The sequence below is a fragment of the Stenotrophomonas sp. As-7 genome (assembly GCF_030291015.1).
Classification (GTDB): Bacteria; Pseudomonadota; Gammaproteobacteria; order Xanthomonadales; family Xanthomonadaceae; genus Stenotrophomonas; species Stenotrophomonas lactitubi.
In genome coordinates, this window is record NZ_CP127405.1 from 3,074,815 (window position 1) to 3,100,878 (window position 26,064).

Sequence of the window (26,064 nt, forward strand, 5' to 3'; positions counted from 1 at the left end):
TTTATGCCGGTGCTTACCAGACCAGGTCGTCTGGCACCTGGTACTGCGGGTCGGCGTAGGGATCATCCTCGGCCGGCGCATTCGGGTCGACCTTCAACGCCACCGACGCGGCAAACACCGCCTCGGACTGGGCCAGAACGTCGGCCGTCACCAGCAGGTAGCGACCGTTGAGCTGGACCACGCCCAGTTCGCCGGCGTTGAGTGCCTTGAGCTGCTCGGCGGTGACGTAGATGCGCTTGATCTTGCCGCCGTACGGGAAGTGGCGCGCGATATCAGCCGCTTCGGCATTCAGGCTCTTGTCCTTCAGCAGCTCTTCCAGCTTCACCTTGGCCTCGCGGCGCTGGCGTGCCTCTTCCTGCTTCAGGCGCTCGGTCTCGATGCGCTCTTCCTTTTCGCGCTGCGCACGGATCGCGTAGGCCTTGGCCAGATCCATTTCCTCAGCGGTACGTGGCTTGCGCGGGCCCTGCCCCTGGCCCTGGCCACGCTGCTGGCCGGGCTTGCCCGGACCACCATTGCCATGCGCCCGCCGCTCGCCAGGCTTGTGTTCGCCCTTGCCTGCGTGCTGCGGCTTTCCATTGCCAGCGCCACCCTTGCCCTGCGGGCGGCCATCACGGCGGGGGCCATCATTCTTGCGCTCGGGCTTGGGCGCGGGCTTGAAGCCCAGGCCCATCAGCTGGTCGCGGAGGGTATCGCTCATAGGATATGGATCAGTAGTGCGGCGGCGGCGGTTCGCTCGCCGGATCAGAAGAATTCAATGCATTGCGGACCTTGCCCAGGTCCTCCAGCAGCACGCGCAGGATGCCGGCATTGCGGCTGCCTTCCATACGCGCGTCTGCCAGCGCATCGCTCAGTTCGGCCAGCGCGTGTTCCTGGAAGGACACGCGCATCTCCAGTTCGACCAGGCGCGCTTCCAGCGCCTGCTCGCGTTCGGTCGGCACTTCAGACATGCAGCGAACGTCCCCGGCCTATGCCGTAATACGCAAGGCCAGCGGCCTCGACTTCGGCCGGCTCGTAGAGATTGCGGCCATCGAACACCACCGCATCCTTCAGCCGCTCGCGCAGCATCTGGAAATCGGGGCTGCGGAACTGCTTCCACTCGGTCACCACGACCAATGCATCGGCGCCCTGCAGCGCGTCGTCGGCGCTGTCACAGAACACCAGATCGTCGCGCTCGCCGAAGATCCGCTGCGATTCATGCATCGCCTCCGGATCGTAGGCACGCACCGTTGCACCGGCTTCCCACAACTGGGCCAGCAGGCGGCGGCTGGAGGCCTCGCGCATGTCGTCGGTATTCGGCTTGAACGCCAGGCCCCACACGGCAAACGTCCTGCCGCGCACGCCTTCGTCTTCGCCCTTGTCATAGTGCCGCTGGATCAGGGCGAACAGGTGCCCCTTCTGCGATTCATTGACCGCCTCCACTGCGTTCAGCAGCTTCGGCTCAAGGCCGGCCTGCTGCGCGGTGCGGGCCAGTGCCTGCACATCCTTGGGGAAACACGAACCGCCGTAACCCGCACCCGGATAGATGAAGTGCCAGCCGATGCGCGGGTCCGAACCGATGCCCTGGCGGACCTGCTCGACGTCGGCGCCCACGCGCTCGGCAATGTTGGCGATTTCATTCATGAACGAAATCTTGGTTGCCAGCATTGCATTGGCGGCGTACTTGGTCAGCTCGGCCGAACGCACGTCCATCTCCACCACGCGATCGTGGTTGCGATTGAACGGTGCATACAGGCGACGCATCACGGCGACCGACTCGGCGCTGGTCGCACCGATGATGATGCGGTCAGGCCGCATGCAGTCGGCAACGGCGTCGCCCTCCTTCAGGAATTCGGGATTGGACACCACATCGAAGGCGATATCCGCGCCACGCGCTGCCAATTCCTCGGCAATGGCCGCACGGACCTTGTCGGCGGTGCCCACCGGCACCGTCGACTTGTTGACCACCACCGTCGGCACCGAGATGTACCGGCCGATGGTGCGGGCCACGGCCAGCACGTACTGCAGGTCGGCGCTGCCATCCTCGTCCGGCGGCGTGCCCACGGCGATGAACACCACCTGGCCGTGGCCGATGGCGGTCGCCGCGTCGGTGGTGAACGCCAGCCGCGACGCGGCGTGGTTGGCCTTCACCATCGGCTCCAGGCCGGGCTCGTAGATCGGGATGATGCCCCGGTTGAGGCCATCCACCTTGGCCTGGTCGATATCGACGCAGACCACTTGGTGGCCGACGTCGGCCAGGCAGGTGCCGGTCACCAGGCCTACATAGCCCGTACCAAAAATCGCAACGCGCATATCCGTACTGACTCCGTGGTGGCTTACGGCAGAACGCCCAGCAGCTCGACGTCGAAGGTCAGGGTGGCGTTCGGACCGATCGGACCACCCGGGGTGCCGTTCTCGCCGTATGCCAGTTCACCCGGAATCCAGAAGCGGTACTTCGAGCCGACCGGCATCAGGGCCACGCCCTCGGTCCAGCCCTTGATGACCTGGTCCAGACCGAACTCGGCCGGACCACGGCCCGCGGAACTGTCGAACACGGTGCCGTTGAGCAGCTTGCCTTCGTAGTTCACGCGCACCTTGCTGGACGGCAACGGACGCTCGCCGCTGCCCGGACGGATCACCTGGTACTGCAGGCCCGACGGGGTGGTCACCACGCCCGGCTGGGTCTTGTTCTTGGCCAGGAACGCATTGCCTTCCTGACGGTTGGTCTGCGCGGCCTGTGCGGCCTTGGCCTGCATTTCGGCCTGCTTGGCGCCCATGAACGCCTGGATGGTGGCAGTGGCGTCAGCTTCGGTCATCTTCGGCTGGCCCTTGCTCAGGCCAGTGTTGATCGCGTCAAACAGCGAGGCGGTATCGATATCGTCCTTCAGCTGTGCCAGCGACGGCCCGACCGAATAGGCGCCGATCATCTGTGCGACCTTGACCCGGTCGACCTTCGCCGGCTGCGAGCCCGGCGCAACGCCCGGCACCTGCTGGCCGCTGCGGGCCATCACGACCTGGCGCAGGGCGGCATCGGTGGCCTTGGCCTGTTCCTGGGTGATCTGCGGCTGCAGGCCTTCGAAGGAACGTTCCACGGCAGTGCGCAGCGCGGCCGCATCGATTTCATCGGCGATCGGCGCGAACGACTTGGCCACATCCAGACCAATGGCGTAGCCGAGCTTCTGCTTGGGGGAATTCAAGGGTGCGGTCTCCTTGGCGGCCGAGGGAGCGGCCGGTTGTTGCGACAGGGCGACACCGGAGGTGCCCATCGCCAGAATCAGAACCGACGCCGCGGCGCCGCGCATTCCCATTTTCATTCGCTGCATTCCTGGAAGTGACTGGACGCCGACGTCGGCGCGAAAACACGTATTGTCGCACGCATGCCGTCGATGTCGAGGCATCCATGCCGGCATTCAATGTGCAGCTGGTGCTGCAAGCGCCTTGTCGATGGCCGCTTTCAGCTGCGGATCATCCGGGGTGACCTTGCTGGCGAACTGGGCAATTACCCTGCCATCGCGCCCGACCAGATACTTGTGGAAATTCCAGGCGGGCGCCACGCCGGTGGCGGCGGTCAAGCGCTGATACAGCGGCGTAGCCTGCGCGCCGGTCACGTGCACCTTTTCGAACATCGGGAACTTCACACCATAAGTAAGTGTGCAGAAATCCTGGATCTGCTTTTCGTCACCGGGCTCCTGTCCCTTGAAATCGTTGGACGGGAAGCCGAGCACTGCAAATCCCTTGCCGGCGTACTGCTTCTGCAGCGCTTCCAGGCCTTCGTACTGCGGGGTATAGCCGCACTTGCTTGCGGTATTGACCACCAGCAGCACCTGGCCGTGGTAACGCTGCTGCAGGTTGACCTGCTGCTTGCCCGCCAGCGGCCGATACGACAGATCCAGCAGATCGGCGGCGAACGCGCCGGCCGACGTGGCCAGGCCTGCGGCCAGCAGGGTCAACAGGGACAGGCCGCGAAGGCGGCGAGAGGAGGCAGTCGACAAGGGCATGGGAGACGTTCCGCGGTAGCCGTTCCAGGGGTCCGGCCGTGGCCGGCCGGGAATCGGCCGAACTATAGCACCGGGGTCTGCCCCCCTCTGGAGCACAGGCGCTGTTGCGCTTTGCGCGGCGTGGCGGAAGTCGCCGGAAACGCGTCTCCGTCCTCAGCTGATGACATAGCATGGACATGACTGAATGGGAGATTGGCCGAGAACAGCCTTCCGAAATTTAGCTTTTTCAATGAAAATCAAATGGTTGAATAATTATTTCGGTGCCATGACCACCCCTGCCATCAGTTGGGTAGGGGCAGGACTTGCACACAGGCGTGCCGGTGTTATAGTTGCATACAACACCAGTCACCTGAGACAGGGGGGAACCATGAACACCCGGATGCGTCGCAGCCTTACCGCCCCCGCGGTCACCGCGGTATCAACCCTGTTCGTCCTGGTCTGGCTGGCCATGCCGGCCCCACCGGCCGCTTCCTCCCCCGCCCTCTCCGACGACAGTACGCAGGACGCAGCAGTACCCCCGGCAGGGAATGCCGCTCCCTCCCCCTCCCCCCCGCGTCGGCTGCACAGCTCCCTGTCCATGCCGTATTTCTCGTTCGCACAGCCGCTGACCCCACGGAGCTGAATATGAGCGACATCCAGTGGAGCGACGGCGCTCCCATCTACCGCCAGCTGAAGGAACGCGTGATCGCCATGATGCTTGACGGAATCCTCAAGCCGGGCGATGCCCTTCCCTCGGTGCGCCAGGTGGCCGCCGATTACCAGCTCAACCCCATCACCGTTTCGCGCGCTTACCAGGAGCTGGCCGATGAAGGCCTTGTCGAGAAGCGCCGCGGGCTGGGCATGTTCATGACCGAACAGGCGGCCACGCAGCTGCGCAGCAGCGAGCGCGAACGCTTCCTCAATGAAGAATGGCCGGCCGTACTGGAACGGATCCAGCGACTGGGCCTGAGTCTCGACGAATTGTTGCCCCAGGGGAAATTCTGATGAATGCCAGTCCCACTACCGCTGTGCCAAGCGACGCTGTCATTACCGCCCGTGGCCTTCGCAAGGCCTACAAGAACACGCTCGCGCTCGACAACGCCAGCTTCTCCATTCCGGCAGGCCGCATCATCGGCCTGATCGGCCCCAATGGTGCCGGCAAGACCACCGCGCTGAAGGCGGTGCTCGGCCTGACCTCGGTGGAAGGCGAGCTGAGCGTGCTCGGCCGAGACCCGCGTGCGCACCGCGACGATCTGATGAACGACATCTGCTTCATCGCCGATGTCGCCGTGCTGCCGCGCTGGCTGAAGGTGCGTGAGGCGATCGACTTCGTCGCCGGCGTGCACCCGCGCTTTGATCGTGCCCGCTGCGAGCGCTTTTTGGCCAACACCAAGCTGCAGCCCAAGCAGCGCGTGCGCGAACTGTCCAAGGGCATGATCGTGCAGCTGCACCTGGCCCTGGTGATGGCCATCGACGCCAAGGTGCTGGTGCTGGACGAACCCACGCTCGGCCTGGACATCCTGTACCGCAAGGAGTTCTACCAGCGCCTGCTGGAAGACTACTTCGACGAGCAGAAGACCATCATCGTCACCACCCACCAGGTGGAAGAGATCGAGCACATCCTCACCGACGTGATGTTCATCCGCGACGGCCGCATCGTGCTCAATGCGGAAATGGATGAGGTCGGCGAGCGCTATACCGAGCTGCTGGTCGGCGCCGACCAGCTTGAAACTGCCCGCGCACTGAAGCCCATCGACGAGCGCAGCCAGGCCTTCGGCAAGACCGTCCTGCTGTTCGACGGGGTGCCACGCAGCCAGCTGGCCAGCCTGGGTGAAACCCGCAACGCCGGCCTTGCCGATCTGTTCGTCGCTGTCATGAAGGGGACCTACGCATGAATGCCGTCAATCATCCCGTCAGTCCGGCCGGCACCCTGCGCTGGCTGCTCAAGCGCGAATACTGGGAAAACCGTGGTGGTTTCCTGTATGCCCCGGTGATCGCCGGCATCGTTTCGCTGCTGATGAGCGGCATCGGCATCGGCCTGGGCCTGTTCGCCCTGCATCGTGCCGCGCGCGATGGCGGCCTGCACATCGACGGCGAGAGCGTGAACATCAACGGTCTGGATCTGGCCGTGCTGACCCGCGACATCAGCGCCAAGGACATGGCCGACCTGGGCAACGGCCTGGACCTGGCGATGGTACTGACCTCGTCCTGGCCGCTGATCGTGCTCGCGTTCGTGGTGTTCTTCTACTGCCTGGGCGCGCTGTATGACGACCGCCGCGACCGCAGCATCCTGTTCTGGAAATCGCTGCCGCTGTCGGATACCCAGACCGTGCTGTCCAAGGTGTTCAGTGCGCTGATCGTCGCACCGCTGATCGCCATCATCGCGTCCAGCCTGACCCTGCTCGTGTTCATGCTGGTGCTGTGCCTGGTGGTGGTCTCGCACGGCGGTGACGCGATGCAGCTGATCGTCGGCCCGGCCAACCCGATGAGCCTGGTGCTGGGCATGTTCGTGTCCATCCCGGTGTACGCCTTGTGGGCGCTGCCTACCGCCGGCTGGCTGCTGCTGTGCTCGGCCTGGGCCAAGAGCAAGCCGTTCCTGTGGGCGGTCATGCTGCCGCTGTTCGCCGGCATCATCGTCAGCACCACCAAGCTGATGCACCTGTTCGACCTGACCACCGGCTGGTTCTGGCAGCACATCGTCGGCCGCCTGCTGCTGGGTGCGATGCCGGGGATGGACCTGCTGTACCGCGCCGGTGGCGGCGAATCCAGGCAGGATCTGGACTCGATCGTGGCGCTGATGGCGCCCGCCGCCCAGCTGAAGTCGCTGGCAATGCCCGACCTGTGGATCGGCGCGGCCTTCGGCGTGGCCTTCATTTTCATCGCCATCCGCCTGCGCAAGCGCGCCGGCGAAATCTGATCTTCAACCTGGAGGCACCACCCATGCGTTCCTTGATTGCCTGTAGTGCGCTGTTGCTGTTGCCCTTGTCGGCGCTGGCCGCCGATGCACCGAACTGCAAGTACTCCGCGCCGCGCGCGCTGAAGATCGACACGGCCGGCGCCAAGGCGGTGGTGTTCGAGATCAACCAGCATGACCTGAAGGTGGTCGCCAGCGCGGGTGGCGGCCAGCTCGACGGCCGCGCGTGCGCGTCCAACAAGGACTGGCTGGATCAGTTGGTATTGGACCAGCGGCGCGTGGGCGACAAGCTGGTGGTGAGCCTGCGCCGCGACAGCCGCGACGCGCTGTCGATGGGCAACAGCTATGCCTGGCTGGACATCCGTGGCAGCGTGCCGGACAACCTGCCGCTGCAGTTCAAGATCGGCTCCGGTGATGGCAGCATCGAGAACGCGCAGTCGCTGAGCATGGACGTGGGCTCCGGTGATGGCATCGCCCGCGGCACCCGTGGCAGCGTGCATGCCGCCGTGGGTTCGGGCGACCTGGACGTCGATGGCGCCGCATCGTTCAACCTGCTCTCGCTCGGTTCGGGCGACGTCAACGCCCGCAACATCGGCGGTGATGCCAGCGTCGGCACCGTCGGCTCCGGTGACCTGAAGGTGACCGACGTGCGTGGCAACGCACGGCTGGATACCGTCGGCTCCGGCGACATCGGCTTCAAGCAGGTGCAGGGCAACGTCGAGATCGGCGTGGTCGGCTCCGGCAATGTCGAGATCGAGCAGGTCGGCGGCAATGTCCGTGTGCGCAGCCACGGCTCGGGCGACATCGATGTCGATGGCGTCCGCGGCAACCTCACCGTCGAGCACAGCGGCAGCGGCGACGTCCAGCATCGCAGCGTGACCGGCACCGTCACCCTGCCCCGCGGCAAGTAACGCCCAACCATCCGATTCGAGGGGAATGCCATGAACCTGCTGCGCCTGCTGCCTGCTGCCCTGCTGTGCCTGCCGCTGATCGCCTGTGGCGACACCTCCAGCCCCGACAAGACCGCCGGCAAGGCGGTGGCCGAGACCGCCGGTGGTGTCGGCCAGACCGTCAAGGAAGCGATGGACGACGCCCGCAAGGAAATCGCCGAGGGCAACATCAAGATCTCCGCCGACAACCAGCCGCGCGCGGAGATCACCCCGCAGGGACAGCTGTTGATCGGCGGCAAGCAGGTGACGCTGGACGATGGCCAGCGCCGCCAGCTGCTCGATTACCGCGGCCACGTGGTGGCGGTGGCGATGGACGGCATGGATGTGGGCCTGGCGGGGGCCAAGCTCGGCGCCAACGCTGCCGGGGAAGCACTGAAGGGCATCTTCAGCGGCGACAGCGAAGGCATCGAAAAACGGATCAACGCCGAGGCCGCCAAGATCGAGGCGCAGGCCAAGCGCATCTGCGACCGCATGCCGGCCCTGCTGGCCAGCCAGCAGGCGCTGGCGGCCTCGCTGCCGGCGTTCAAGCCCTACGCCACGATGGACCAGAGCGATGTGGACGACTGCGGCAAGGACACCGTCGTCAACCGCTGACCCTGTGACAGATCAGCGCACCCGGCCGGCAGCGCGCAGGCGTTGCCGGCTGCTGCGCCCCAGCGGGCTTACAATGGCGGCCCCGGATGCACTCGATTGAACCGCCATGAAAAAGCTGTTTCTGCTGCTGGCCGCCCTGCTCTGCCTGGGCCTGGTCGGCTGTGACCAGGATTACCGCAACCACCGCGCCGAGCGCGGCAAACCGAAGATCTCGGTCAGCGAAAGCATCGTGACCGTGCGTCGCCAGCCGGCGCCGAACATCATCATCCTGCCCGACGGGCAGATGAAGATCGACGAGATCCTGATCCCGCTCAACGCCGAGCAGAAGCAGATGCTGCAGACGATGTTCGGAAAGCTGCAGGTGCTGCGCCAGAACACGTTGGTGGCCGCCCCGGCCGATCCCAACATGCAGCCGGTGAAGATCGTGCCACCGGAAGGCATGCAGGTGATTCCGCCGGACCTGGTGCAGACCATTCCCGAGTTCAAGGATTACACCGAGACCTTCGGCAACATCGTCGCCGACCGTCGCTGAAACGAGAACGCCGCCCTCCCGGGCGGCGTTTCCGTTTGTAGGGCCGAGCATAGGCTCGGCTCTACAGAGTGCAGATTGCAGATCAGCCGCCGGCACCACCTCCACCGGCCTGGATGCCACCGGCGGTCAACGCGGCCGGGTCCAGCAGCCGGCGCAGCTCGGCTTCGGCCAGGCCACTGTCTTCCAGCGCCACGTCCAGCACCGGTCGCTGTTCCTTGTAGGCACGCTTGGCGATCGCTGCGGCTTTCTCGTAGCCGATGATCGGGTTCAGTGCGGTCACCAGGATCGGATTGCGTGCCAGCGCTTCGGCCACACGGTCTTCGCGCACCTTCAGGCCGGCAATGGCGCTGTCGGCCAGCAGGGTCGACACATTGGCCAGCAGGCCGATGCCATCGAGCAGGTTCACCGCGATCAGCGGCAGCGTCACATTGAGCTGGAAATTGCCGGTCTGGCCGGCCACGGTGATCGCCGTGTGGTGGCCGATCACCTGCGCGCAGGCCATCACCGTCGCCTCCGGAATCACCGGATTGACCTTGCCCGGCATGATCGAGGACCCCGGCTGCAGCGCAGGCAGTTCGATCTCGCCCAGGCCCGCCAGCGGACCGGCATTCATCCAGCGCAGGTCGTTGGCGATCTTGATCAGGGCCACCGCCAGCGCATTGAGCTGGCCCGACAGTTCCACCGCATCATCCTGCGCGGCCAAGCCTTCGAACTTGTTCTCGGCACTGTCGAACTTGAAGCCGGTCTGCTGCTTCAGCGCCTTGGCCACCTGCGCACCAAAGCGCGGGTCGGCATTGATGCCGGTGCCGATGGCGGTACCGCCCAGCGGCAGGCGGCGCACGCGCTTCAGGCTGTCCTCGATGCGCTCCTGTGCCGAGGCCAGCTGCGCCGACCACGCACCAAATTCCTGTTCGAAGGTCAGCGGCATCGCGTCCATCAGGTGGGTGCGGCCGGTCTTGACCACCTTGCGCAGGCTGCGGCCCTTCTTGTCCAGCGTCCTGCGCAGGTGCACCAGCGCCGGCAGCAGCTGCTCATGGGTGGCCAGCACGGCCGACACGCGCAGCGCCGTCGGAATCACGTCGTTGGAGCTCTGCCCCTGGTTGACGTGATCGTTCGGGTGCACGGTGGTCTTGCCTGCCTTGCCGGCACGGTTGGCCAGCGTGGCGATGACCTCGTTGGCATTCATGTTCGAGGAAGTGCCCGAGCCGGTCTGGTAAACGTCGATCGGGAACTGCGCGTCCCACGTGCCGTCAGCCACTTCGGCGGCGGCAGACTGGATGGCCTTGGCTACGGTCCTGGGCAAGTGGCCCAGCTCGGCGTTGACGCCGGCGGCGGCTCCCTTGACCAGGCCCAGTGCACGGATGAAGCCGCGCGGCATGCGCTGGCCCGACACCGGGAAATTCTGTACAGCGCGCTGGGTCTGCGCGCCCCACAGGGCGTCGGCAGGCACCTGCAGCTCGCCCATGCTGTCGTGCTCGATCCGGAAACCCTTGGGGGCGCTCTTGCTTGCAGCTTTGCTCATTGCATCAACTCCGCACTACTTCGGTTGGGGAAAGGGAAGCGGCGGCTGGCAGGGTGTCGCTTCCCGGGCTGGCGGCTGCGACAACGATACTCCCTTGTCCGCAGCGTGGGATGGCGAGGACGGGCCAGATCGTTTCATCCGAAGGGCCGATTGAACGGGTAGCGCCGGGCCGCGCCCGGCGAGCGCGCAGCGCGGCCATCCTCCGCCGGGCATGGCCCGGCGCTACCAAGCATGCGATGGCCACGCGTCGTAGAATATCGGCCCCGCCGCTCGTCCCAGCCCTGCCGACATGTCCGAATCCGCCCTGCTCGCCCTGTCCCCGCTCGATGGCCGCTATGCCGGCAAGGTCGACGCCCTGCGCCCGATCTTCTCCGAGTACGGCCTGATCAAGGCCCGTGTCACGGTCGAAGTGGAGTGGCTGCTGGCCCTGGCCGCCGAGCCGGGCATCGTCGAGCTGGCCGCGTTCTCCGATGCCGCGATCGCCCGCCTGCGTGCGCTGGCCAGCGGCTTCAGCCCGGCCCAGGCCGCGCGCGTGAAGGAAATCGAGCGCACCACCAACCATGACGTCAAGGCGGTGGAGTACTTCATCAAGGAACAGCTGAAGGACGATGCCGAGCTGGCCCCGGCGCTGGAATTCGTGCATTTCGCCTGCACCAGCGAAGACATCAACAACCTCAGCTACGGCCTGATGCTGGAACAGGCCCGTCGCGACGTGCTGCTGCCGACCCTGGACGGCGTCGCCGATGCACTGCGCACGCTGGCCCACGCCCAGGCGGGCCAGCCGATGCTGTCGCGCACCCACGGCCAGACCGCCTCGCCGACCACCCTGGGCAAGGAGCTGGCCAACGTGGTCGCCCGCCTGGAGCGCCAGCGCCGGCAGATTGCCGCGGTCGAACTGACCGGCAAGATCAACGGCGCGGTCGGCAACTACAACGCACACATCGCCAGCTACCCGGACGTGGACTGGCCGGCCTTCGCCGAGCGCTTCGTCACCGGCCTGGGCCTGGTGTTCAACCCGTACACCACGCAGATCGAGCCGCACGACAACATCGCCGAAATCGGTGATGCCGCCCGTCGCGCCAACATCATCCTGATCGACCTGGCCCGCGACATCTGGGGCTACGTCTCGCTGGGCTACTTCAAGCAGCGCCTGAAGGAAGGCGAAGTCGGTTCGTCGACGATGCCGCACAAGGTCAACCCGATCGATTTCGAGAACGCCGAAGGCAACTTCGGCATCGCCAACGCGCTGTTCGAGCATTTCAGCGCGAAGCTGCCGATCAGCCGCTGGCAGCGCGACCTGACCGATTCCACCGTGCTGCGCGCGCTGGGCACCGCATTCGGCCACAGCCAGGTGGCGCTGGATTCGCTGGCCAAGGGCCTGGGCAAGCTGGAAGTGAACCCGCAGCGCCTCGACGCCGATCTGGATGCGGCCTGGGAAGTGCTGGCCGAGGCCGTGCAGACGGTGATGCGCCGCCATGGCCTGCCGAATCCGTACGAGCAGCTGAAGGCACTGACCCGTGGCCAGGGCATCACGGCCGAGTCGATGCGCACGTTCGTGCAGGGGCTGGAACTGCCGGCCGATGCCAAGCAGCGCCTGCTGGACATGACTCCGGGCAGCTATACCGGCCTGGCGGAGTCGCTGGCGAAGAAGATTTAAGGGTTTTCCTTGCGGCGGCGGCCGCGGGCGCTGCCTGCGGCAGGCTTGTACTGCCAAGGCAACGGCAACGGCAACGGCAACAGCAACTGCAACGGCAACGGCAACGGCAAAAGCGGCTCTGGATTGCTGCTCGCTGGGCGGGTCGGGATGGGCCAACGGGACACGCCGTGAACCCATCCATGGGGGCTCGATGGCGCCATCCATGGCGCCAACGGTCCCGCTGGCCCATCCCGCCCCACCTCTGACAGTTGTCCGGTGACGGATCGAAGAGCATTGGGTTGTCGGGACGGAATTTGAAAGAGGGACGCGGCTTCGCCGCGTCCCTCTTTGTTTTGGTTTTTGGGGTCTTTGTAGAGCCGAGCCCATGCTCGGCTGCTTGTTCCAACAGCAAGCCGAGCGTGGGCTCGGCTCTACAGATGCACGAGCAAGCGCAGCGCGCGACCCGCTCTTGCCTTTGATTTTCTTCTTCCATTCCGTGGCGGGCCACGCAGGAAACTGTCAGGGCCGGGCGGGTGGGCCATGCAGGGGCGTTGGCGCCATGGATGGCGCCATCGAGCTTACAGGGACGTACTTGCAGCGTCCCCTGCATGGCCCACCCGCCCGGCCAAGCGCGGCTTTTGATTGTGAACCACCCGCCACGAGGGGCTCAGCCGTTGGCCGGAACCTCGCGACAAACCACCACACGTGCGCAATCCCAAGGAACGTCGGACAATGGAGGCCTTGGCGGCCCGCCACGCCGCCCCTCCCGCTTTCCGCTGCAAGGAACTCCCCCATGGCCGCCCGCAAGTCCACCTCCCCCCTGATCGAAGTCCACGCCCGTCGTGGCCAGCCGCTGGGCATGTCCCCGGCCGTGTTCCTGCGCGACTTCTGGCAGAAACGCCCGCTGTTGATCCGCAACGCCTTCCCCGACTTCCAGACCCCGGTACAGCCGGAAGACCTGGCCGGCCTGGCCTGCGAAGAGGGCGTGCTGGCCCGCCTGATCGAGCACGACAAGGCCCAGGACAGCTGGCGCGTGCGCAGCGGCCCGTTCCAGGAAGACATCTTCCCGGCCCTGCCCGACCACGACTGGACCCTGCTGGTGCAGGACGTGGACAAGTGGGACAAGGACGTGCGCGCCCTGATCGAACACTTCAGCTTCCTGCCGCGCTGGCGCATGGACGATGTGATGATCAGCTTCGCCGCTACCGGTGGCTCGGTCGGCGCCCATGTCGACCAGTACGACGTGTTCCTGCTGCAGGCCCACGGCCACCGCCGCTGGCAGATCGATGCCAGCGAATCGATCAAGGGCAAGCGCCCGCCGCTGGGCTTCCGCCCCGACGTGGAACTGAAGCTGCTGCAGGTGTTCAAGCCGACCCACGACTGGGTGCTGGCGCCGGGCGACATGCTGTACCTGCCGCCGAACGTGCCGCATCACGGCGTCGCCGAAGACCCCTGCCTTACCTTCTCGTTCGGCATGCGCGCGCCGTCCTCGGCCGAGCTGATCAGCGACTACCTGGACACGTTGATCGCCGATGCCGACGAAAACATCCGCTACCAGGATGCCGACCTGAAGGCACCGGCCGACCCGAACGAAATCGACACCGTGGCAATGGCGCGGGTGATCACCGCGCTCAACGCCATCCGCATGAACGACCCGGACAAGCTGGGCGACTGGTTTGGCCGCTTCATCACCACCTACCGCGCCGCCGGCGAGGTGATGGCCCACCAGGCCGCGCCGCCGCAGGAAGAAGTGATCGAAGCCCTGCAGTCGGGCCTGCTGCTGCAGCGTCACCCGTGGGCGCGCCTGGCCTGGCGCCGGGCCAAGCGCGGCGCCAGCCTGTATGTCAGCGGCCAGGACTTCGCCCTGCCGGTCAAGGACGCGCAGCGCCTGGCCGGTGCCGAGCAGCTCGACGCTGCCGCCTACCGCGGCCTGTCCGACAAGGGCCGCACAGTACTCCAGCAGCTGCTGGTCGGCGGTGTGTTCCAGCTGATCGATCCGAACGAGGTGTATGCCGACGAGGAGGAAGCGGTGCTGGGTGAGGTGATCGAGGGCCGCGAGCAGGTCGAGGTCATCGACGCGGACGCCATGTCCGATGACGTCCGTCTGGTGACCGTGCACGACGACGGCATCGAAGTGATCGTCAACTTCGACGACCACGACGAAGACGACAGCGACCCCAGCCGCGACTGAACCATGAGTCCGCTCCGGGTCCAGCAGGTACGCCATGCCGAGGCCCACGTCGCCATCCACGACGTGCGCCAACGGGTGTTCGTGCAGGAACAGGGCATCGACGCCGCACTCGAGCGCGATGACCTGGACCCGGTCTGCGCCCACGTGCTGGCGCTGGATGCCGACGGGCAACCGGTCGGCACCGGGCGGCTGGCGCCGGATGGTCGCATCGGCCGCATGGCGGTCTTGGCTGCGTATCGCGGCCACGGCGTTGGCGAGGCCCTGCTGGAGGCGCTGGTACAGGCCGGGCGCCAGCTCGGCCTGGCCGAGCTGCACCTGCATGCGCAGCTGCCGGCCCGCGACTTCTACGCCCGCCAGGGCTTCCTGCCGGAAGGCCCGGAATTCGAAGAAGCCGGCATCGGCCACCAGCAGATGCGGCGCCGGCTGCAAGCCGTTTCCGCCATCGACAGCCGTGCTGAAGCGGTGGCGATCACCACGGCAATCATCCACCGCGCACGCCGCCGGCTGTGGCTGCACAGCCGGCAGCTGGACCCCGGCCTGCTGGATGCGCCACCGGTGCAGGCGGCCCTGCGCCGCTTCGTCACCGCCCGCCACGACAAGCAGTTGCGGGTGATCGTGCATGACGCGGCCGCCATCGCCAGCGCCGGTGCGCCACTGCTGGCGCTGTTCCAGCGCCTTCCCAGTGTGATCCAGTTCCGCGAGGTGGCCGATCCGATCGATCGCGCCCTGGCCTCGGCCTGTCTGCTCAACGATGCAGGCGACTTCTACTTTCGTCTCATCGGTCATCGCCTCGACGGCGAATCCGCAATCGCGCTGCCGGCACGTTCGCAGCCGTTCGAGCAGCAATTGCAGCGTGTCTGGGACCGTTCGCGCGAATGCAGCGAATTGCGCGCACTCGGCATCTGACCGCGACCGGTGCGCTCAACCTGTCTGGGACCGACACCGGGGGACGCCCGATGCCCTCGTCGCTGCCCCTTCGTGTCCGGATGGGGGTACAATTTGGCCGTTTGAACGCGCCCGTGCATGGCTATTCATCTTCGTGCCGGGTCCTTCTGAAGCCATACCCCACAAAGCGAATCAGCACCCTCCATCGTGGACAATCAACTGAAGCAGTTTGCGCAATCTTCGCAACTCGCCGGCGGCAACGCCTCCTATGTCGAGGACCTGTACGAGCAGTACCTGGTCTCCCCGGATAGTGTCGATCCCAAATGGAAAACCTACTTCGACGGCTTCAAGGGCCGCGAAGCAGGCGACATTCCGCACTCGGCCGTCATTTCCCACATCGCGGACGCGGCCAAGGATGCGCTGAAAGCAGGCACCGGCACCGGTGCAGGCGATGAGCGCGAGCGCAATGTCGGTCGCCTGATCACCGCCTACCGTTCGCGTGGTCATCTGGACGCCCGCCTGGACCCGCTGGGCCTGGCCGCTCCGGTCAACACCCCGGACCTGGGCCTGCCCTTCCACAACCTGTCCGATGCTGACCTCAACAGCGAGTTCAGCACCGGCGGCGTGGGCGGTCAGCCGCGCATGAAGCTGCGTGACCTGCTGGCGCGCCTGAAGGCGACCTACACCGGTTCGATCGGTGCGGAGTTCATGCACATCTCCGAGGTCGAGCAGCGCCAGTGGATCTACAAGAAGCTGGAACTGGCCGGTGGCAACTACCAGCTGGACGCTGACACCCAGCGCCGTACGCTGGAGCGCCTGACCGCCGCCGAAGGCCTCGAGCGCTACCTGCACACCAAGTACGTCGGCCAGAAGCGCTTCTCGCTGGAAGGCGGCGACTCGCTGATCCCGATGATGGACACCATCATCCGCAGCGCCGGCAAGGATGGCGTCAAGGACGTGGTGGTGGGCATGGCCCACCGTGGCCGCCTGAACGTGCTGGTCAACACCCTCGGCAAGAACCCGCGCAAGCTGTTCGACGAATTCGAAGGCAAGTTCGAGCACGACGAGCACGCCTCGGCCGGCGACGTGAAGTACCACATGGGCTTCTCCGCCGACGTCGCCACTGAAGGTGGCCCGGTCCACCTGGCGCTGGCGTTCAATCCGTCGCACCTGGAAATCGCCGACCCGGTGGTTGCCGGTTCCGTGCGTTCGCGCCAGGAACGCCGCAAGGACACCGCGCGCAAGCAGGTGATGCCGATCCTGATCCACGGCGACGCGGCCTTCTCCGGCCAGGGCGTGGTCATGGAGCTGTTCCAGATGTCGCAGGCCCGCGGCTTCGCCGTCGGCGGCACCGTGCACATCGTGGTCAACAACCAGGTTGGCTTCACCACCTCCAATCCGCTGGATACGCGCTCCACGCGCTATGCCACCGACGTGGCGAAGATGATCGCCGCACCGGTGCTGCACGTGAACGGCGATGATCCGGAGGCGGTGGTATTCGCCGCGCAGCTGGCCTTCGAGTTCCGCCAGAAGTTCGCCAAGGACGTGGTCATCGACCTGATGTGCTACCGCCGTTGGGGCCACAACGAGGCCGACGAGCCGGCGATCACCCAGCCGCTGATGTACCAGGTGATCCGCAAGCACGCCACCACCCGCGAGATGTACGCCGAGCAGCTGGAAAAGGCGGGCGTGATCGCCGCCGGTGCCGGCAAGGCGATGGTCGATGCGTACCGTGAGAAGCTCGATGCCGGTGAAGTGACCACCGAGCTGGCCAAGGTCGAAAAGACCCCGCCGACCAGCCCGCTGTTCGTTGATTGGCCCAAGCTGCTGGAAGGCAAGCTGTCCGACCCGGTGTCGACGAAGGTCGACAAGGACAAGCTGGTCGCGCTGGCCAAGCTGATCAACACCGTGCCCGAAGAAGTGCAGCTGCACTCGCGCGTGTCCAAGGTGTACGACGACCGCCGCAAGATGGCTGCCGGCGAGATCCCGGGCGACTGGGGCTTTGCCGAGAACCTGGCCTACGCCACCCTGCTGGATGAAGGCAGTGCCCTGCGCCTGGTCGGCCAGGACGTCGGCCGCGGTACGTTCACCCACCGCCACGCGATCCTGCACGACCAGAAGACCGACAACTACTACCTGCCGCTGCGGCAGCTGGTGGATTCGCCGGAGAAGGCCACCATCATCGATTCGCTGCTCAGCGAAGAAGCCGTGATGGCCTATGAGTACGGTTTCTCGACCACCGATCCGAACACCCTGTGCATCTGGGAAGGCCAGTTCGGCGACTTCGCCAACGGCGCCCAGGTGGTGATCGATCAGTTCATCGCCGCCGGTGAAGCAAAGTGGGGCCGTATTTCCGGCCTGACCCTGCTGCTGCCGCACGGTTATGAAGGTCAGGGTCCGGAACACAGCTCGGCGCGCCTGGAGCGCTTCCTGCAGCTGTGCGCGCTGGAGAACATGCTGGTGGTGGTGCCGTCGACCCCGGCGCAGGCCTTCCACATGCTGCGTCGCCAGCAGCACCTCACCACCCGCAAGCCGCTGGTGGTGATGTCGCCGAAGTCGCTGCTGCGCCACAAGCTGGCCGTGTCGACCCTGGACGAGCTGGCCAATGGCGAATTCCAGCACCTGATCGGCGATGCCAATGCAGATGCCAAGAAGGTCAAGCGCGTGGTGCTGTGCTCGGGCAAGGTCTACTACGACCTGCTGGAAGACCAGACCAAGCGTGGCCAGGACGACGTGGCGATCATCCGCGTGGAGCAGCTGTATCCGTTCCCGCGTGCGCTGCTGGCTGCCGAACTGAAGAAGTACGGCAAGGCCACCGACGTGGTGTGGACGCAGGAAGAGCCGCAGAACCAGGGGGCGTGGTACCAGATCCGCCACCACCTGCAGTTCTGCCTGGCCGATGGCCAGAGCCTGCACTACGCCGGTCGCGCACGTTCGGCTTCGCCGGCTGCCGGTCACATGGCTGACCACGTCCGCGAACAGCAGCAGCTGGTCGCCGATGCACTGGTCAACCCGTTCAACGACTCGTTCGCTGAATAACTCTCCCCCTATTTAGAAGACAAACCAGGAAGCTCCCGCATGGCCACCGAAGTCAAAGCCCCGGTACTGCCCGAATCCGTCGCCGACGGCACCATCGCCACCTGGCACAAGAAGGTGGGCGACGCCGTCAAGCGCGACGAAAACCTGCTTGACCTGGAAACCGACAAGGTCGTCCTGGAAGTGCCGTCGCCGGTCGATGGCGTGATCAAGGAAATCAAGTTCAAGGAAGGCGACACCGTCACTTCCAGCCAGGTCGTGGCGATCATCGAAGAAGGCGCCGTGGCCGCTGCCCCGGCTCCGGCTGCCGAAGAAAAGAAAGCTGAGGCCGCTCCGGCCGCTGCTGCTCCGGCCGCTGCCGCTGCTCCGGCCCCGGCTGCCAAGTCGGCTGCCGATGCACTGCCGCCGGGCGCCCGTTTCAGCGCCATCACCGAAGGCGTGAATCCGGCCGACGTCGATGGCACCGGCCGTCGTGGCGCCGTCACCAAGGAAGACATCGTCAACTTCGCCCGCAACGGCGGTGCCGGCAAGGCCGGTGGCGCACGTCCGGAAGAACGCGTGCCGATGACCCGCATCCGCAAGCGCATCGCCGAGCGCCTGATGGAGTCGAAGAACTCCACCGCCATGCTGACCACCTTCAACGAAGTCGACCTGTCCAAGGTGTCGGCGGCGCGCAAGGAACTGCAGGACGAGTTCGTCAAGGCACACGGCATCAAGCTCGGCTTCATGAGCTTCTTCGTGAAGGCCGCCGCCAACGCGCTGCAGCGCTTCCCGCTGGTCAATGCCTCGATCGACGGCGACGACATCATCTACCACGGCTACTCGGACATCTCGATCGCCGTGTCGACCGAGAAGGGCCTGGTCACGCCGGTGCTGCGCAACGTCGAGCGCATGTCGTTCGCCGACATCGAAAAGACCATCGCCGACTACGCCAAGAAGGCCCGTGACGGCAAGCTGAGCCTGGAAGAACTGCAGGGCGGCACCTTCACTGTGACCAACGGCGGCACCTTCGGTTCGCTGCTGTCGACCCCGATCATCAACCCGCCGCAGAGCGCCATCCTCGGCATGCATGCCATCAAGGAGCGTCCGATCGCCCAGAACGGCCAGGTCGTGATCGCGCCGATGATGTACCTGGCGCTGTCCTACGATCACCGCATCATCGACGGCAAGGACTCGGTGCAGTTCCTGGTGGACATCAAGAACCAGCTGGAAAGCCCGGGCCGCATGCTGTTCGGCCTGTAAGAGACCTCCCGCCCCTCCGCGCCTGCGCGGAGGGGTTCTGGTAATGCAACAAGGACTATTTCAATGGCTGAACAATTCGACGTCGTCGTCATCGGTGCCGGCCCGGCCGGTTACCACGCTGCCATCCGCGCGGCCCAGCTTGGCCTGAAGACCGCCTGCATCGACGCAGCGCTGGGCAAGGACGGCAAGCCGGCCCTGGGTGGCACCTGCCTGCGCGTGGGCTGCATCCCGTCCAAGGCGCTGCTGGATTCCTCGCGCCAGTTCTGGAACATGGGCCACATCTTTGGCGACCACGGCATCAGCTTCAAGGATGCCAAGATGGACGTCGAGGCGATGGTTGGCCGCAAGGACAAGATCGTCAAGCAGTTCACCGGCGGCATCGCCATGCTGTTCAAGGCCAACAAGGTCGCCGCCTATTACGGCTTCGGCGAACTGCAGCCGGGCAACGTGGTCAAGGTCACCCAGCATGACGGTTCGGTCGTCGAGCTGAAGGGCACCAACGTCATCATCGCCGCCGGTTCGGACTCGATCGAACTGCCGTTCGCCAAGTTCGACGGCGACACCATCGTCGACAACGTCGGCGGCCTGGACTTCACCGAAGTGCCGGCGCGCCTGGCCGTGATCGGCGCCGGTGTGATCGGCCTGGAGCTGGGCAGCGTGTGGAAGCGCCTGGGTTCGGAAGTGACCATCCTGGAAGCGCTGCCGGACTTCCTGGCGGCGGCCGATACCGAAGTGGCCAAGACCGCCGCCAAGGAATTCAAGAAGCAGGGCCTGGACATCCGCCTGGGTGCCAAGGTCTCCAAGGCCGAAGTGACCGGCAAGGGCAAGAAGAAGGAAGTCGCCCTGACCTACACCGACGCCGAAGGCGAGAAGTCGCTGGTGGTGGACAAGCTGCTGGTGGCCGTCGGCCGTCGCGCCGCCACCAAGGGCCTGCTGGCCGAAGGTACCGGCGTCAAGATCAACGAGCGTGGCCAGATCGAAGTCGACGCGCACTGCCACACCGGCGTCAACGGCGTCTGGGCGGTGGGTGACTGCGTGCGCGGCCCGATGCTGGCACACAAGGGCTTCGAGGAAGGCATCGCGGTTGCCGAACTGATCGCCGGCCTGCCGGGCCACGTCAACTTCGACACCATTCCGTGGGTCATCTACACCGAGCCGGAGCTGGCCTGGGTCGGCAAGACCGAGCAGCAGCTGAAGGCCGAGGGCATCCCGTACAAGGCCGGCAGCTTCCCGTTCGCCGCCAACGGCCGTGCCGTGGCGATGATCGAGCCGGCAGGCTTCGTGAAGGTTCTGGCCCACGCCGAAACCGATCGCATCCTGGGCATGCACCTGGTCGGCGCCAACGTGTCCGAGCTGGTGCACGAAGGCGTGCTGACCATGGAGTTCAGCGGTTCGGCCGACGACCTGGCGCGCATCTGCCACGCCCATCCGTCGCTGTCGGAAGTGGTGCACGACGCGGCAATGGCCGTGAGCAAGCGCGCGATCCACAAGGCGAACTGATCCATCTGACGGTGCCGGCCGCTGGCCGGCATCCCCGGATGCTGAAAGCCCCGCCTCGGCGGGGTTTTTTGTTGCACGATGACTGCGGAGCAAGGGCGGAGCCCATTGGCACTCGGCGCGTGGCAGGCAAACAGTGTCACCCTCGCCCTCACACGGGCCTCGACCTCCAGTGCGGTAGGCTCACCGCTGAGGTCGCGTTGCATCGCCAAGCCACGGATGCGCGACAGGTGGTGCTCCCGCACCTGCTCGTGGGGCTGCTCAGACAGTGGAGATCTCCATGGAAAACGAACGAATCGAGACTCGCGGCGAAGATGGCCGAAGAGTGTTGGTGTTCAAGTTCTGGCCGCAGTTCGACGCAACGATTCTTCCAGGCACAGGCCTGGTCGAAGACGTGCCGAGGTATGCGCTGGCAAACGGCAATTCCGTAACCTTCAACGGCGTGGATTTCGAAATCGCAGCGACCGGTGAAGAGCTGGTCCGGTCGTTGGCCATCAGCCGACCGCCATCGGGCTGAGTCGTTCGTCGTCCGGGTCCTGCCGCACACCGGGACTGCCTGACCACATCGCGGGTCGCGCATCAACGCTGCGGCGGTGCAGTTTCCCGGTCCGTAGTGTCCGGCTTCGGCGGATCGTCACAGATACGGTGCTGGGCGATCACCTCACCCACCTTCCATTCCTTCACCACCCGGCAGCTCTCCTTGCCGGCGTCCTTGTCGGTCGCCTTGGCTTCCGTCTTGCCGGCAGGGTGCTGACGCTCAAGGTAGGCCGACGTCGGTTGCCTGGCCAAGGCCGGCGCCGCCATCAGCAGCGCCAGCGTCGCGACGGCAAGCGGCCTCATGCCGTCACCGCGCCGCGGCCACCGCCGAGCAGGCGTGCCGGCAGCATGAACAGCGCGCGCAGGAAGGCGAACAGCGCCGAGAACGTGATGCCGACCATCCGGAACGGCAGGCTCAGCAGCCATACGAACGGCCACGCGATCAGGGCGAGGATCGCCAACGGCCAGCACAGCACGAACAACAGGCACCACACACCGAGCGCGAACAAGGTCTTCATCACAGGCTCCCTCGGCGGCACCTCGCCGCCTGCCATCACCTTGGCGCCCTGCCCCGGCCCGGGCAAACGGTTTGCGATGAAACCCGGTTGGGGGCGACGAAACCGGTCGATCTGCGCCCTGCCTCTGCCCGGTAGCGCCGGGCCATGCCCGGCGGGTTGCATGAGTGTGCGGACCAAGGTCCGCACCCACCGAGGAGGTCCGCACCCGCCATTACACCGGCACTGCCCCCGGACGACCGTGGCTCACCTGGAACCGGGCGGCAGTGCGAACTTCCGCATCGCGCCGCAGCACGCTGTCGGCGAAGCGCAGTTCTGCGTCCACGGTCTGCCGGTTCAACTGCAGCTTCCACCAGCCACGCCGGTCGCCATCGAAGTACCGGATGTGCGGATTGTGCGGGAACGACGGGCCGTAATACGGGCCATACGGGGTGTCATCGCCACCGCTGCTGATCGCCGGGGCGATGAACTCGGTGGCGATCACCGCTGCATCCGCGGCATCGAAATCCAGCTTCAGGTCATTGACGAACGTGGAGTGCCAGTCGCCGCCCAGTACGATGGCGTTGCCCTGCCCACCGGCCTGCATCGCCTGCAGCAGGCGCTTGCGGGCGGCCGGGTAGCCATCCCAGGCGTCGTTCCAGAAACGTTCGCGCGGCGTGCCCTGCTCCAACCGCAACTGCGCCATCAACAACTGCTGCACCACCACGTTCCAGCGCGTTCCCGCCGCAGCCGCCATCGACTGCGCGAACCAGGCTTCCTGCCCCACCCCGAGCATGCTCATGCGCGGGTCCAGCGCCGCCCCGCAGCGCGCCGATTCGCCGACGCCACAGGGATTGGCGGGACGGAACTGACGGCAATCCAGCAGCGTCAGCTGGGCCAGGTCGCCGTAGCGCAGGCGACGGTGCACGCGCAGGCCACCGTTGCCGGTGGGCGTACTGCGCATCGGCAGGTGTTCGTAGAACGCGCGATACGCCGCGGCGCGACGGACGATGAAGTCCTCGGTCGGTACGTCGCTCTTTTCCGGATGGATGCCGGAATAGTCGTTCTGCACCTCGTGGTCGTCCCAGATCACCGCGAAGGCGTGTGCGGCGTGCGCGGCCTGCAGGTCCGGGTCGAGCTTGTACAACGCGTACTGGTCGCGATAACGCTCCAGGCTGAGGGTTTCACCGCTGAAGCGCTGTGCATCCAGGGTGCTGCCACGCGCGTTCTGCAACGGGCTGTATTCGTACAGGTAGTCACCGGCATGCAGCACCAGATCAACATCGCTGCGGGCGATATCCGCCAGTACCGGGTAGTAGCCACTGTTCCAGGCCTGGCAGGTGCACAGCGCCAGCCGCAGCTGCTGCAGCTGCGCATCCGGCAGCGGCGCGGTGCGGAAATGCCCGACCGCACTCTCCTCGCCGCCGTCGCAGGCGAATCGATAGTAGTAATCGCGCCCTGGACGCAGGCCGGTCACTTCCACGTGCACCGAATGGGCAAGCTCCGGCACGGCCGCCGCCACGCCACGCTGCACCAGCCGGCGCATCGACGGATCTTCGGCAACGAACCAACGCACCGGGATCGCCCGCGACGGCATGCCACCGCCGTTGAGGGGATCCGGTGCAAGACGCGTCCACAGCACCGCGCCCTGCGGATCCGGATCACCTGCGGCGATGCCGAGGGTGAACGGATCGCGCCCCAGTCGCGGCCGCGGACCGGTGGCGGCGACGCCGGGCATGGCCGCCAGTGCGATCGCCGCTCCGGTCCCCTGCCAGGCCAGGCGCAGCAGACGACGGCGGGTTTCCGGATCGGCGATGTGCTTCATCAGAAGCGCACGGTTGCGGTGGCCATCACCTGCCGCGGCGCACCGACCTGCATGGTCGCCAGGCTGCGGGTGGGATCAGCGGCGTAGGTACCGTTGGTGTTGATGGTTGCCAGATACTGCTTGTCAGCCAGGTTGGTCAGGTTCAGTGCCAGGGTCAGGTTCTGCGCCGGGCCGAGCTTGCCCATGTCATAGGCCACCGACGCATTGATCAGCCAGTAGCTCGGCACGGAGACGTCATTGGTGTAGGTCACGTAGCGCTTGCCGACGTGGTTGGCGGCCAGGCGCAGGTCCCACGGGCCCGGCGTCCACGCCAGGGTGCTGGCGAACATCCATTCCGGCGTGTCGACCGTCTTCTTGCCGCGGGTCGGCACCACGCCGTTGTTGACGTAGTCGTTGTCGTAGCTGCTGTCATTCCACGACAGCGCATTGGACCAGCTCAGGTCGCGCATCGGCTTCAGCTGCAGGGTCGCCTCGGCACCGCGGCTGGTTACCGAACCCACGTTGGAATACAGCGCCGGGCAACCCAGGATGCCAACGCACTGGGCGATGGCCAGCAGGCGGTTGTCGAACTTGACGTCGTAGACCGCGACCGAGGCTTCATAGCCCTGGCCGTAGCCGCGCCAGCCCAGTTCGATGGTGCGCGACTGTTCCGGCTTCAGGTCCTTCGCACTGGCATCGAACGCCACCTGCGGGACATTGAACGGACTGCCCACGCCCAGCGCATAGGCCGCGATGTTCTTCGCATAGGAACCGAAGATTTCATTGCGCTCGTCCAGCTTGAAGTTGAAGCCGGCCTGCGGCAGCAGCCCCTTCTTCGCGGTCAGGCTGCTGTTGCTGGCATAGCTGCCCAGCGGCGTGCGCACGCTGGTGCGGGTGTTGGGCGACTTGGCGCCGACGTCGATGGTCAGGCGGTCATCGAACAGGCGGAAGCGGTCCTGCACGTAGAACTGGCGGGTGATGGTGGTGTAGCGCTGGTGCCACACGCGCTGGTCCGGGTTGCGCAGGAAGAAGTCGTCGGTGATCGGCCCATCGATGTAGTAGAAGTTGCGCTGCACGCTGTGGCCGTTGTCTTCGTACCAGAGGCCCGCTTCCAGCTCATGGCCACCCACGTTCCAGGTGAACGCCGAGGTCACGCCGGTGCGGTCGATCGCATATTCGGTGGTTCGGATCGAGATCGGAATCTCGCGGCTGGTGCCCGGGTTGGACGGATTGGACGGGCTGAACCAGTGGCCCTGGCCGCGGTTGCTGTGGTTGTAGACGTTGACCTTCAGGCGCATCGTCTCGTTGAGGCCGAAGTCACCGGCGATGCTGGAGACATCATCGTTGCGCAGGCCGTGGCCCGAGTAGTACGCATCCCACGGGCTGTTGACGCCGCCGCTGTACTGGCCACGCGCAGCGGCCAGGGCACGGTTCCAGTCCGGCGCATAGTTGTCCCAGTTCCAGCCCAGGCGATCGATCATCTCCAGCGACAGATCCTGGTAATCGGCTTCAACCCGGCGCGAGGCGTTGAACAGCGCGGTGATGCGGCTGTCGACGCCGAAGTTGTAGGTCGCCTTGCCGTTGAACTGCTTGAGTTCGTGCGAGCCCTTGCCCTTCCACTTGTCGCTCTCCGAATACGCACCGGACAGGTAGGCGGCGAAGCCCTGGTGTTCGCCGGTTTCCAGGCGGGCATAGCTGCGGCGTGCGCTGTCGCTGCCCAGGCTCTGCGCCAGCACGACACCGTATTCGGTGGAGGGATCGATGGAATAGAACTGGAACACGCCGCCCAGGTTGCTGGTCGACGGCGTGCCCAGCGCGCCGATACCGGTGGAGACCTCGGCGCCGCCCAGGTTCTCGCTGATCACCGCGCGGCTGATGTGCAGGCCGTTGCTGTTGCCATAGCTCATGTTGCCCAGCGGGATGCCATCGAGCGTGTAGCCCAGGCGGTTCTGATTGAAGCCGCGCAGGCTGATGCTGGTGGACCACTCGTAGGCACCGGTGGCATCGGCCGATTCGAAATGCACGCCCGGCTTGCTGGCCAGCAGCTTCAGCGGGTTGGCGCCGGGTGGCAGCACCTTCATGTCCTCGGCGGTCACGCGCTGGACCTGGCGCGCCTCGCCGCGGCCGATCACCGAGACCGAATCCAGGGTAGTGGCCGACTGTGCGTCGACGGCAGGAGCGGTTTCAGCGGCGGCCAGCGAAGGCAGTGAGGCACAGACCAGCAGGGCCAGCAGATTGCGGCGAAGCGGAGCATGGCAAGACATGGGGATTCCTTGG

At 65.9% G+C, this 26,064-nt stretch carries 23 protein-coding genes; 13 read left to right on the forward strand and 10 right to left on the reverse strand.

Features of this window, described 5'->3' with window-relative positions; genetic code table 11:
- Nucleotides 1–13 precede the first annotated feature (13 nt).
- The 5 genes from QP457_RS14180 to QP457_RS14200 all read right to left on the reverse strand — a co-directional run bounded on the left by QP457_RS14180 (nt 14) and on the right by QP457_RS14200 (nt 3,974).
- Nucleotides 14–697: a DUF2058 family protein gene (locus QP457_RS14180; RefSeq protein WP_100552962.1), complete on the reverse strand. Its 684-nt coding sequence runs from the start codon at nt 695–697 to the stop codon at nt 14–16.
- 10 nt (nt 698–707) lie between these two features.
- Complete coding sequence (locus tag QP457_RS14185; RefSeq protein WP_025876828.1) at nt 708–947, reverse strand: SlyX family protein; 240 nt, start codon at nt 945–947, stop codon at nt 708–710.
- Nucleotides 940–2,289, reverse strand: coding sequence for a UDP-glucose/GDP-mannose dehydrogenase family protein (locus QP457_RS14190; protein WP_100552963.1), 1,350 nt, complete (start codon nt 2,287–2,289; stop codon nt 940–942). The genes QP457_RS14185 and QP457_RS14190 overlap by 8 nt, the downstream gene beginning before the upstream one ends.
- A gap of 23 nt (nt 2,290–2,312) precedes the next feature.
- Nucleotides 2,313–3,290: an FKBP-type peptidyl-prolyl cis-trans isomerase gene (locus QP457_RS14195; RefSeq protein WP_180166452.1), complete on the reverse strand. Its 978-nt coding sequence runs from the start codon at nt 3,288–3,290 to the stop codon at nt 2,313–2,315.
- 96 nt (nt 3,291–3,386) lie between these two features.
- Nucleotides 3,387–3,974, reverse strand: coding sequence for a glutathione peroxidase (locus tag QP457_RS14200; protein WP_100552965.1), 588 nt, complete (start codon nt 3,972–3,974; stop codon nt 3,387–3,389).
- Between the two features lie 624 nt (nt 3,975–4,598).
- On the opposite strand from QP457_RS14200, the gene QP457_RS14205 reads away from it, so the two are divergent.
- From QP457_RS14205 to QP457_RS14230, 6 genes are all read left to right on the forward strand, one after another.
- The gene (locus QP457_RS14205) at nt 4,599–4,958 is read left to right on the forward strand and encodes a GntR family transcriptional regulator (RefSeq protein WP_012511573.1); all 360 of its coding nucleotides are present in this window, start codon (nt 4,599–4,601) and stop codon (nt 4,956–4,958) included.
- The gene (locus QP457_RS14210; protein WP_089236130.1) at nt 4,958–5,848 is read left to right on the forward strand and encodes an ABC transporter ATP-binding protein; all 891 of its coding nucleotides are present in this window, start codon (nt 4,958–4,960) and stop codon (nt 5,846–5,848) included. The genes QP457_RS14205 and QP457_RS14210 overlap by 1 nt, the downstream gene beginning before the upstream one ends.
- Nucleotides 5,845–6,870, forward strand: a complete 1,026-nt coding sequence (locus QP457_RS14215) for a hypothetical protein (protein ID WP_205405949.1) — start codon at nt 5,845–5,847, stop codon at nt 6,868–6,870. Before QP457_RS14210 ends, QP457_RS14215 begins: the two co-directional genes overlap by 4 nt.
- Before the next feature lie 23 nt (nt 6,871–6,893).
- Nucleotides 6,894–7,778 carry a DUF2807 domain-containing protein gene (locus tag QP457_RS14220; protein WP_205405950.1) on the forward strand — a complete coding sequence of 295 codons (885 nt, stop codon included), beginning with the start codon at nt 6,894–6,896 and terminating at the stop codon, nt 7,776–7,778.
- A gap of 30 nt (nt 7,779–7,808) precedes the next feature.
- Entirely contained in the window at nt 7,809–8,411 is a 603-nt protein-coding gene (locus tag QP457_RS14225) for a DUF2884 family protein (protein WP_205405951.1), read from the forward strand.
- Nucleotides 8,412–8,517: 106 nt separating this feature from the next.
- Nucleotides 8,518–8,943, forward strand: a complete 426-nt coding sequence (locus QP457_RS14230) for a hypothetical protein (protein ID WP_032951937.1) — start codon at nt 8,518–8,520, stop codon at nt 8,941–8,943.
- An 82-nt stretch (nt 8,944–9,025) separates the two neighbouring features.
- On the opposite strand, the gene QP457_RS14235 is transcribed toward QP457_RS14230, so the two are convergent.
- The gene (locus QP457_RS14235; RefSeq protein WP_205405952.1) at nt 9,026–10,465 is read right to left on the reverse strand and encodes a class II fumarate hydratase; all 1,440 of its coding nucleotides are present in this window, start codon (nt 10,463–10,465) and stop codon (nt 9,026–9,028) included.
- A gap of 289 nt (nt 10,466–10,754) precedes the next feature.
- Here QP457_RS14235 and purB point away from each other — a divergent pair, with 289 nt between their 5' ends.
- The 7 genes from purB to QP457_RS14270 all read left to right on the forward strand — a co-directional run bounded on the left by purB (nt 10,755) and on the right by QP457_RS14270 (nt 21,469).
- The gene (gene purB, locus QP457_RS14240) at nt 10,755–12,122 is read left to right on the forward strand and encodes an adenylosuccinate lyase (RefSeq protein WP_205405953.1); all 1,368 of its coding nucleotides are present in this window, start codon (nt 10,755–10,757) and stop codon (nt 12,120–12,122) included.
- A 772-nt stretch (nt 12,123–12,894) separates the two neighbouring features.
- The gene (locus tag QP457_RS14245) at nt 12,895–14,292 is read left to right on the forward strand and encodes a cupin domain-containing protein (RefSeq protein WP_205405954.1); all 1,398 of its coding nucleotides are present in this window, start codon (nt 12,895–12,897) and stop codon (nt 14,290–14,292) included.
- Between the two features lie 3 nt (nt 14,293–14,295).
- Nucleotides 14,296–15,198, forward strand: a complete 903-nt coding sequence (locus QP457_RS14250; RefSeq protein WP_205405955.1) for a GNAT family N-acetyltransferase — start codon at nt 14,296–14,298, stop codon at nt 15,196–15,198.
- A gap of 186 nt (nt 15,199–15,384) precedes the next feature.
- A complete protein-coding gene (locus QP457_RS14255) occupies nt 15,385–18,216 on the forward strand; it encodes a 2-oxoglutarate dehydrogenase E1 component (protein ID WP_100460485.1) in 2,832 nt (943 codons plus the stop codon).
- 39 nt (nt 18,217–18,255) lie between these two features.
- On the forward strand, nt 18,256–19,455 hold the full coding sequence (gene sucB / locus QP457_RS14260; RefSeq protein ID WP_205405956.1) for a dihydrolipoyllysine-residue succinyltransferase: 1,200 nt from the start codon (nt 18,256–18,258) through the stop codon (nt 19,453–19,455).
- Between the two features lie 63 nt (nt 19,456–19,518).
- Nucleotides 19,519–20,955: a dihydrolipoyl dehydrogenase gene (gene lpdA, locus QP457_RS14265; protein WP_100552977.1), complete on the forward strand. Its 1,437-nt coding sequence runs from the start codon at nt 19,519–19,521 to the stop codon at nt 20,953–20,955.
- A 277-nt stretch (nt 20,956–21,232) separates the two neighbouring features.
- Nucleotides 21,233–21,469, forward strand: a complete 237-nt coding sequence (locus QP457_RS14270) for a hypothetical protein (RefSeq protein WP_205405957.1) — start codon at nt 21,233–21,235, stop codon at nt 21,467–21,469.
- A 62-nt stretch (nt 21,470–21,531) separates the two neighbouring features.
- On the opposite strand, the gene QP457_RS14275 is transcribed toward QP457_RS14270, so the two are convergent.
- From QP457_RS14275 to QP457_RS14290, 4 genes are all read right to left on the reverse strand, one after another.
- Complete coding sequence (locus QP457_RS14275; protein WP_205405958.1) at nt 21,532–21,792, reverse strand: hypothetical protein; 261 nt, start codon at nt 21,790–21,792, stop codon at nt 21,532–21,534.
- Nucleotides 21,789–22,007 carry a hypothetical protein gene (locus tag QP457_RS14280; protein ID WP_205405959.1) on the reverse strand — a complete coding sequence of 73 codons (219 nt, stop codon included), beginning with the start codon at nt 22,005–22,007 and terminating at the stop codon, nt 21,789–21,791. Before QP457_RS14280 ends, QP457_RS14275 begins: the two co-directional genes overlap by 4 nt.
- A 211-nt stretch (nt 22,008–22,218) precedes the next feature.
- Entirely contained in the window at nt 22,219–23,808 is a 1,590-nt protein-coding gene (locus QP457_RS14285; RefSeq protein WP_205405960.1) for an alkaline phosphatase D family protein, read from the reverse strand.
- The gene (locus QP457_RS14290) at nt 23,808–26,051 is read right to left on the reverse strand and encodes a TonB-dependent receptor (RefSeq protein ID WP_205405961.1); all 2,244 of its coding nucleotides are present in this window, start codon (nt 26,049–26,051) and stop codon (nt 23,808–23,810) included. The genes QP457_RS14285 and QP457_RS14290 overlap by 1 nt, the downstream gene beginning before the upstream one ends.
- Nucleotides 26,052–26,064: the final 13 nt, after the last annotated feature.

Coding starts and splice junctions, on each gene's coding strand:
- QP457_RS14205 (WP_012511573.1), top strand. CDS start 4,599: ATGAGCGACATCCAGTGGAGCGACGGCGCTCCCATCTACCGCCAGCTG.
- QP457_RS14280 (WP_205405959.1), bottom strand. CDS start 22,007: ATGAAGACCTTGTTCGCGCTCGGTGTGTGGTGCCTGTTGTTCGTGCTG.
- QP457_RS14190 (WP_100552963.1), bottom strand. CDS start 2,289: ATGCGCGTTGCGATTTTTGGTACGGGCTATGTAGGCCTGGTGACCGGC.
- QP457_RS14220 (WP_205405950.1), top strand. CDS start 6,894: ATGCGTTCCTTGATTGCCTGTAGTGCGCTGTTGCTGTTGCCCTTGTCG.
- lpdA (WP_100552977.1), top strand. CDS start 19,519: ATGGCTGAACAATTCGACGTCGTCGTCATCGGTGCCGGCCCGGCCGGT.
- QP457_RS14235 (WP_205405952.1), bottom strand. CDS start 10,465: ATGAGCAAAGCTGCAAGCAAGAGCGCCCCCAAGGGTTTCCGGATCGAG.
- QP457_RS14210 (WP_089236130.1), top strand. CDS start 4,958: ATGAATGCCAGTCCCACTACCGCTGTGCCAAGCGACGCTGTCATTACC.
- QP457_RS14270 (WP_205405957.1), top strand. CDS start 21,233: ATGGAAAACGAACGAATCGAGACTCGCGGCGAAGATGGCCGAAGAGTG.
- QP457_RS14185 (WP_025876828.1), bottom strand. CDS start 947: ATGTCTGAAGTGCCGACCGAACGCGAGCAGGCGCTGGAAGCGCGCCTG.
- QP457_RS14225 (WP_205405951.1), top strand. CDS start 7,809: ATGAACCTGCTGCGCCTGCTGCCTGCTGCCCTGCTGTGCCTGCCGCTG.
- QP457_RS14180 (WP_100552962.1), bottom strand. CDS start 697: ATGAGCGATACCCTCCGCGACCAGCTGATGGGCCTGGGCTTCAAGCCC.
- sucB (WP_205405956.1), top strand. CDS start 18,256: ATGGCCACCGAAGTCAAAGCCCCGGTACTGCCCGAATCCGTCGCCGAC.
- QP457_RS14200 (WP_100552965.1), bottom strand. CDS start 3,974: ATGCCCTTGTCGACTGCCTCCTCTCGCCGCCTTCGCGGCCTGTCCCTG.
- purB (WP_205405953.1), top strand. CDS start 10,755: ATGTCCGAATCCGCCCTGCTCGCCCTGTCCCCGCTCGATGGCCGCTAT.
- QP457_RS14215 (WP_205405949.1), top strand. CDS start 5,845: ATGAATGCCGTCAATCATCCCGTCAGTCCGGCCGGCACCCTGCGCTGG.
- QP457_RS14250 (WP_205405955.1), top strand. CDS start 14,296: ATGAGTCCGCTCCGGGTCCAGCAGGTACGCCATGCCGAGGCCCACGTC.
- QP457_RS14275 (WP_205405958.1), bottom strand. CDS start 21,792: ATGAGGCCGCTTGCCGTCGCGACGCTGGCGCTGCTGATGGCGGCGCCG.
- QP457_RS14290 (WP_205405961.1), bottom strand. CDS start 26,051: ATGTCTTGCCATGCTCCGCTTCGCCGCAATCTGCTGGCCCTGCTGGTC.
- QP457_RS14245 (WP_205405954.1), top strand. CDS start 12,895: ATGGCCGCCCGCAAGTCCACCTCCCCCCTGATCGAAGTCCACGCCCGT.
- QP457_RS14195 (WP_180166452.1), bottom strand. CDS start 3,290: ATGAAAATGGGAATGCGCGGCGCCGCGGCGTCGGTTCTGATTCTGGCG.
- QP457_RS14230 (WP_032951937.1), top strand. CDS start 8,518: ATGAAAAAGCTGTTTCTGCTGCTGGCCGCCCTGCTCTGCCTGGGCCTG.
- QP457_RS14285 (WP_205405960.1), bottom strand. CDS start 23,808: ATGAAGCACATCGCCGATCCGGAAACCCGCCGTCGTCTGCTGCGCCTG.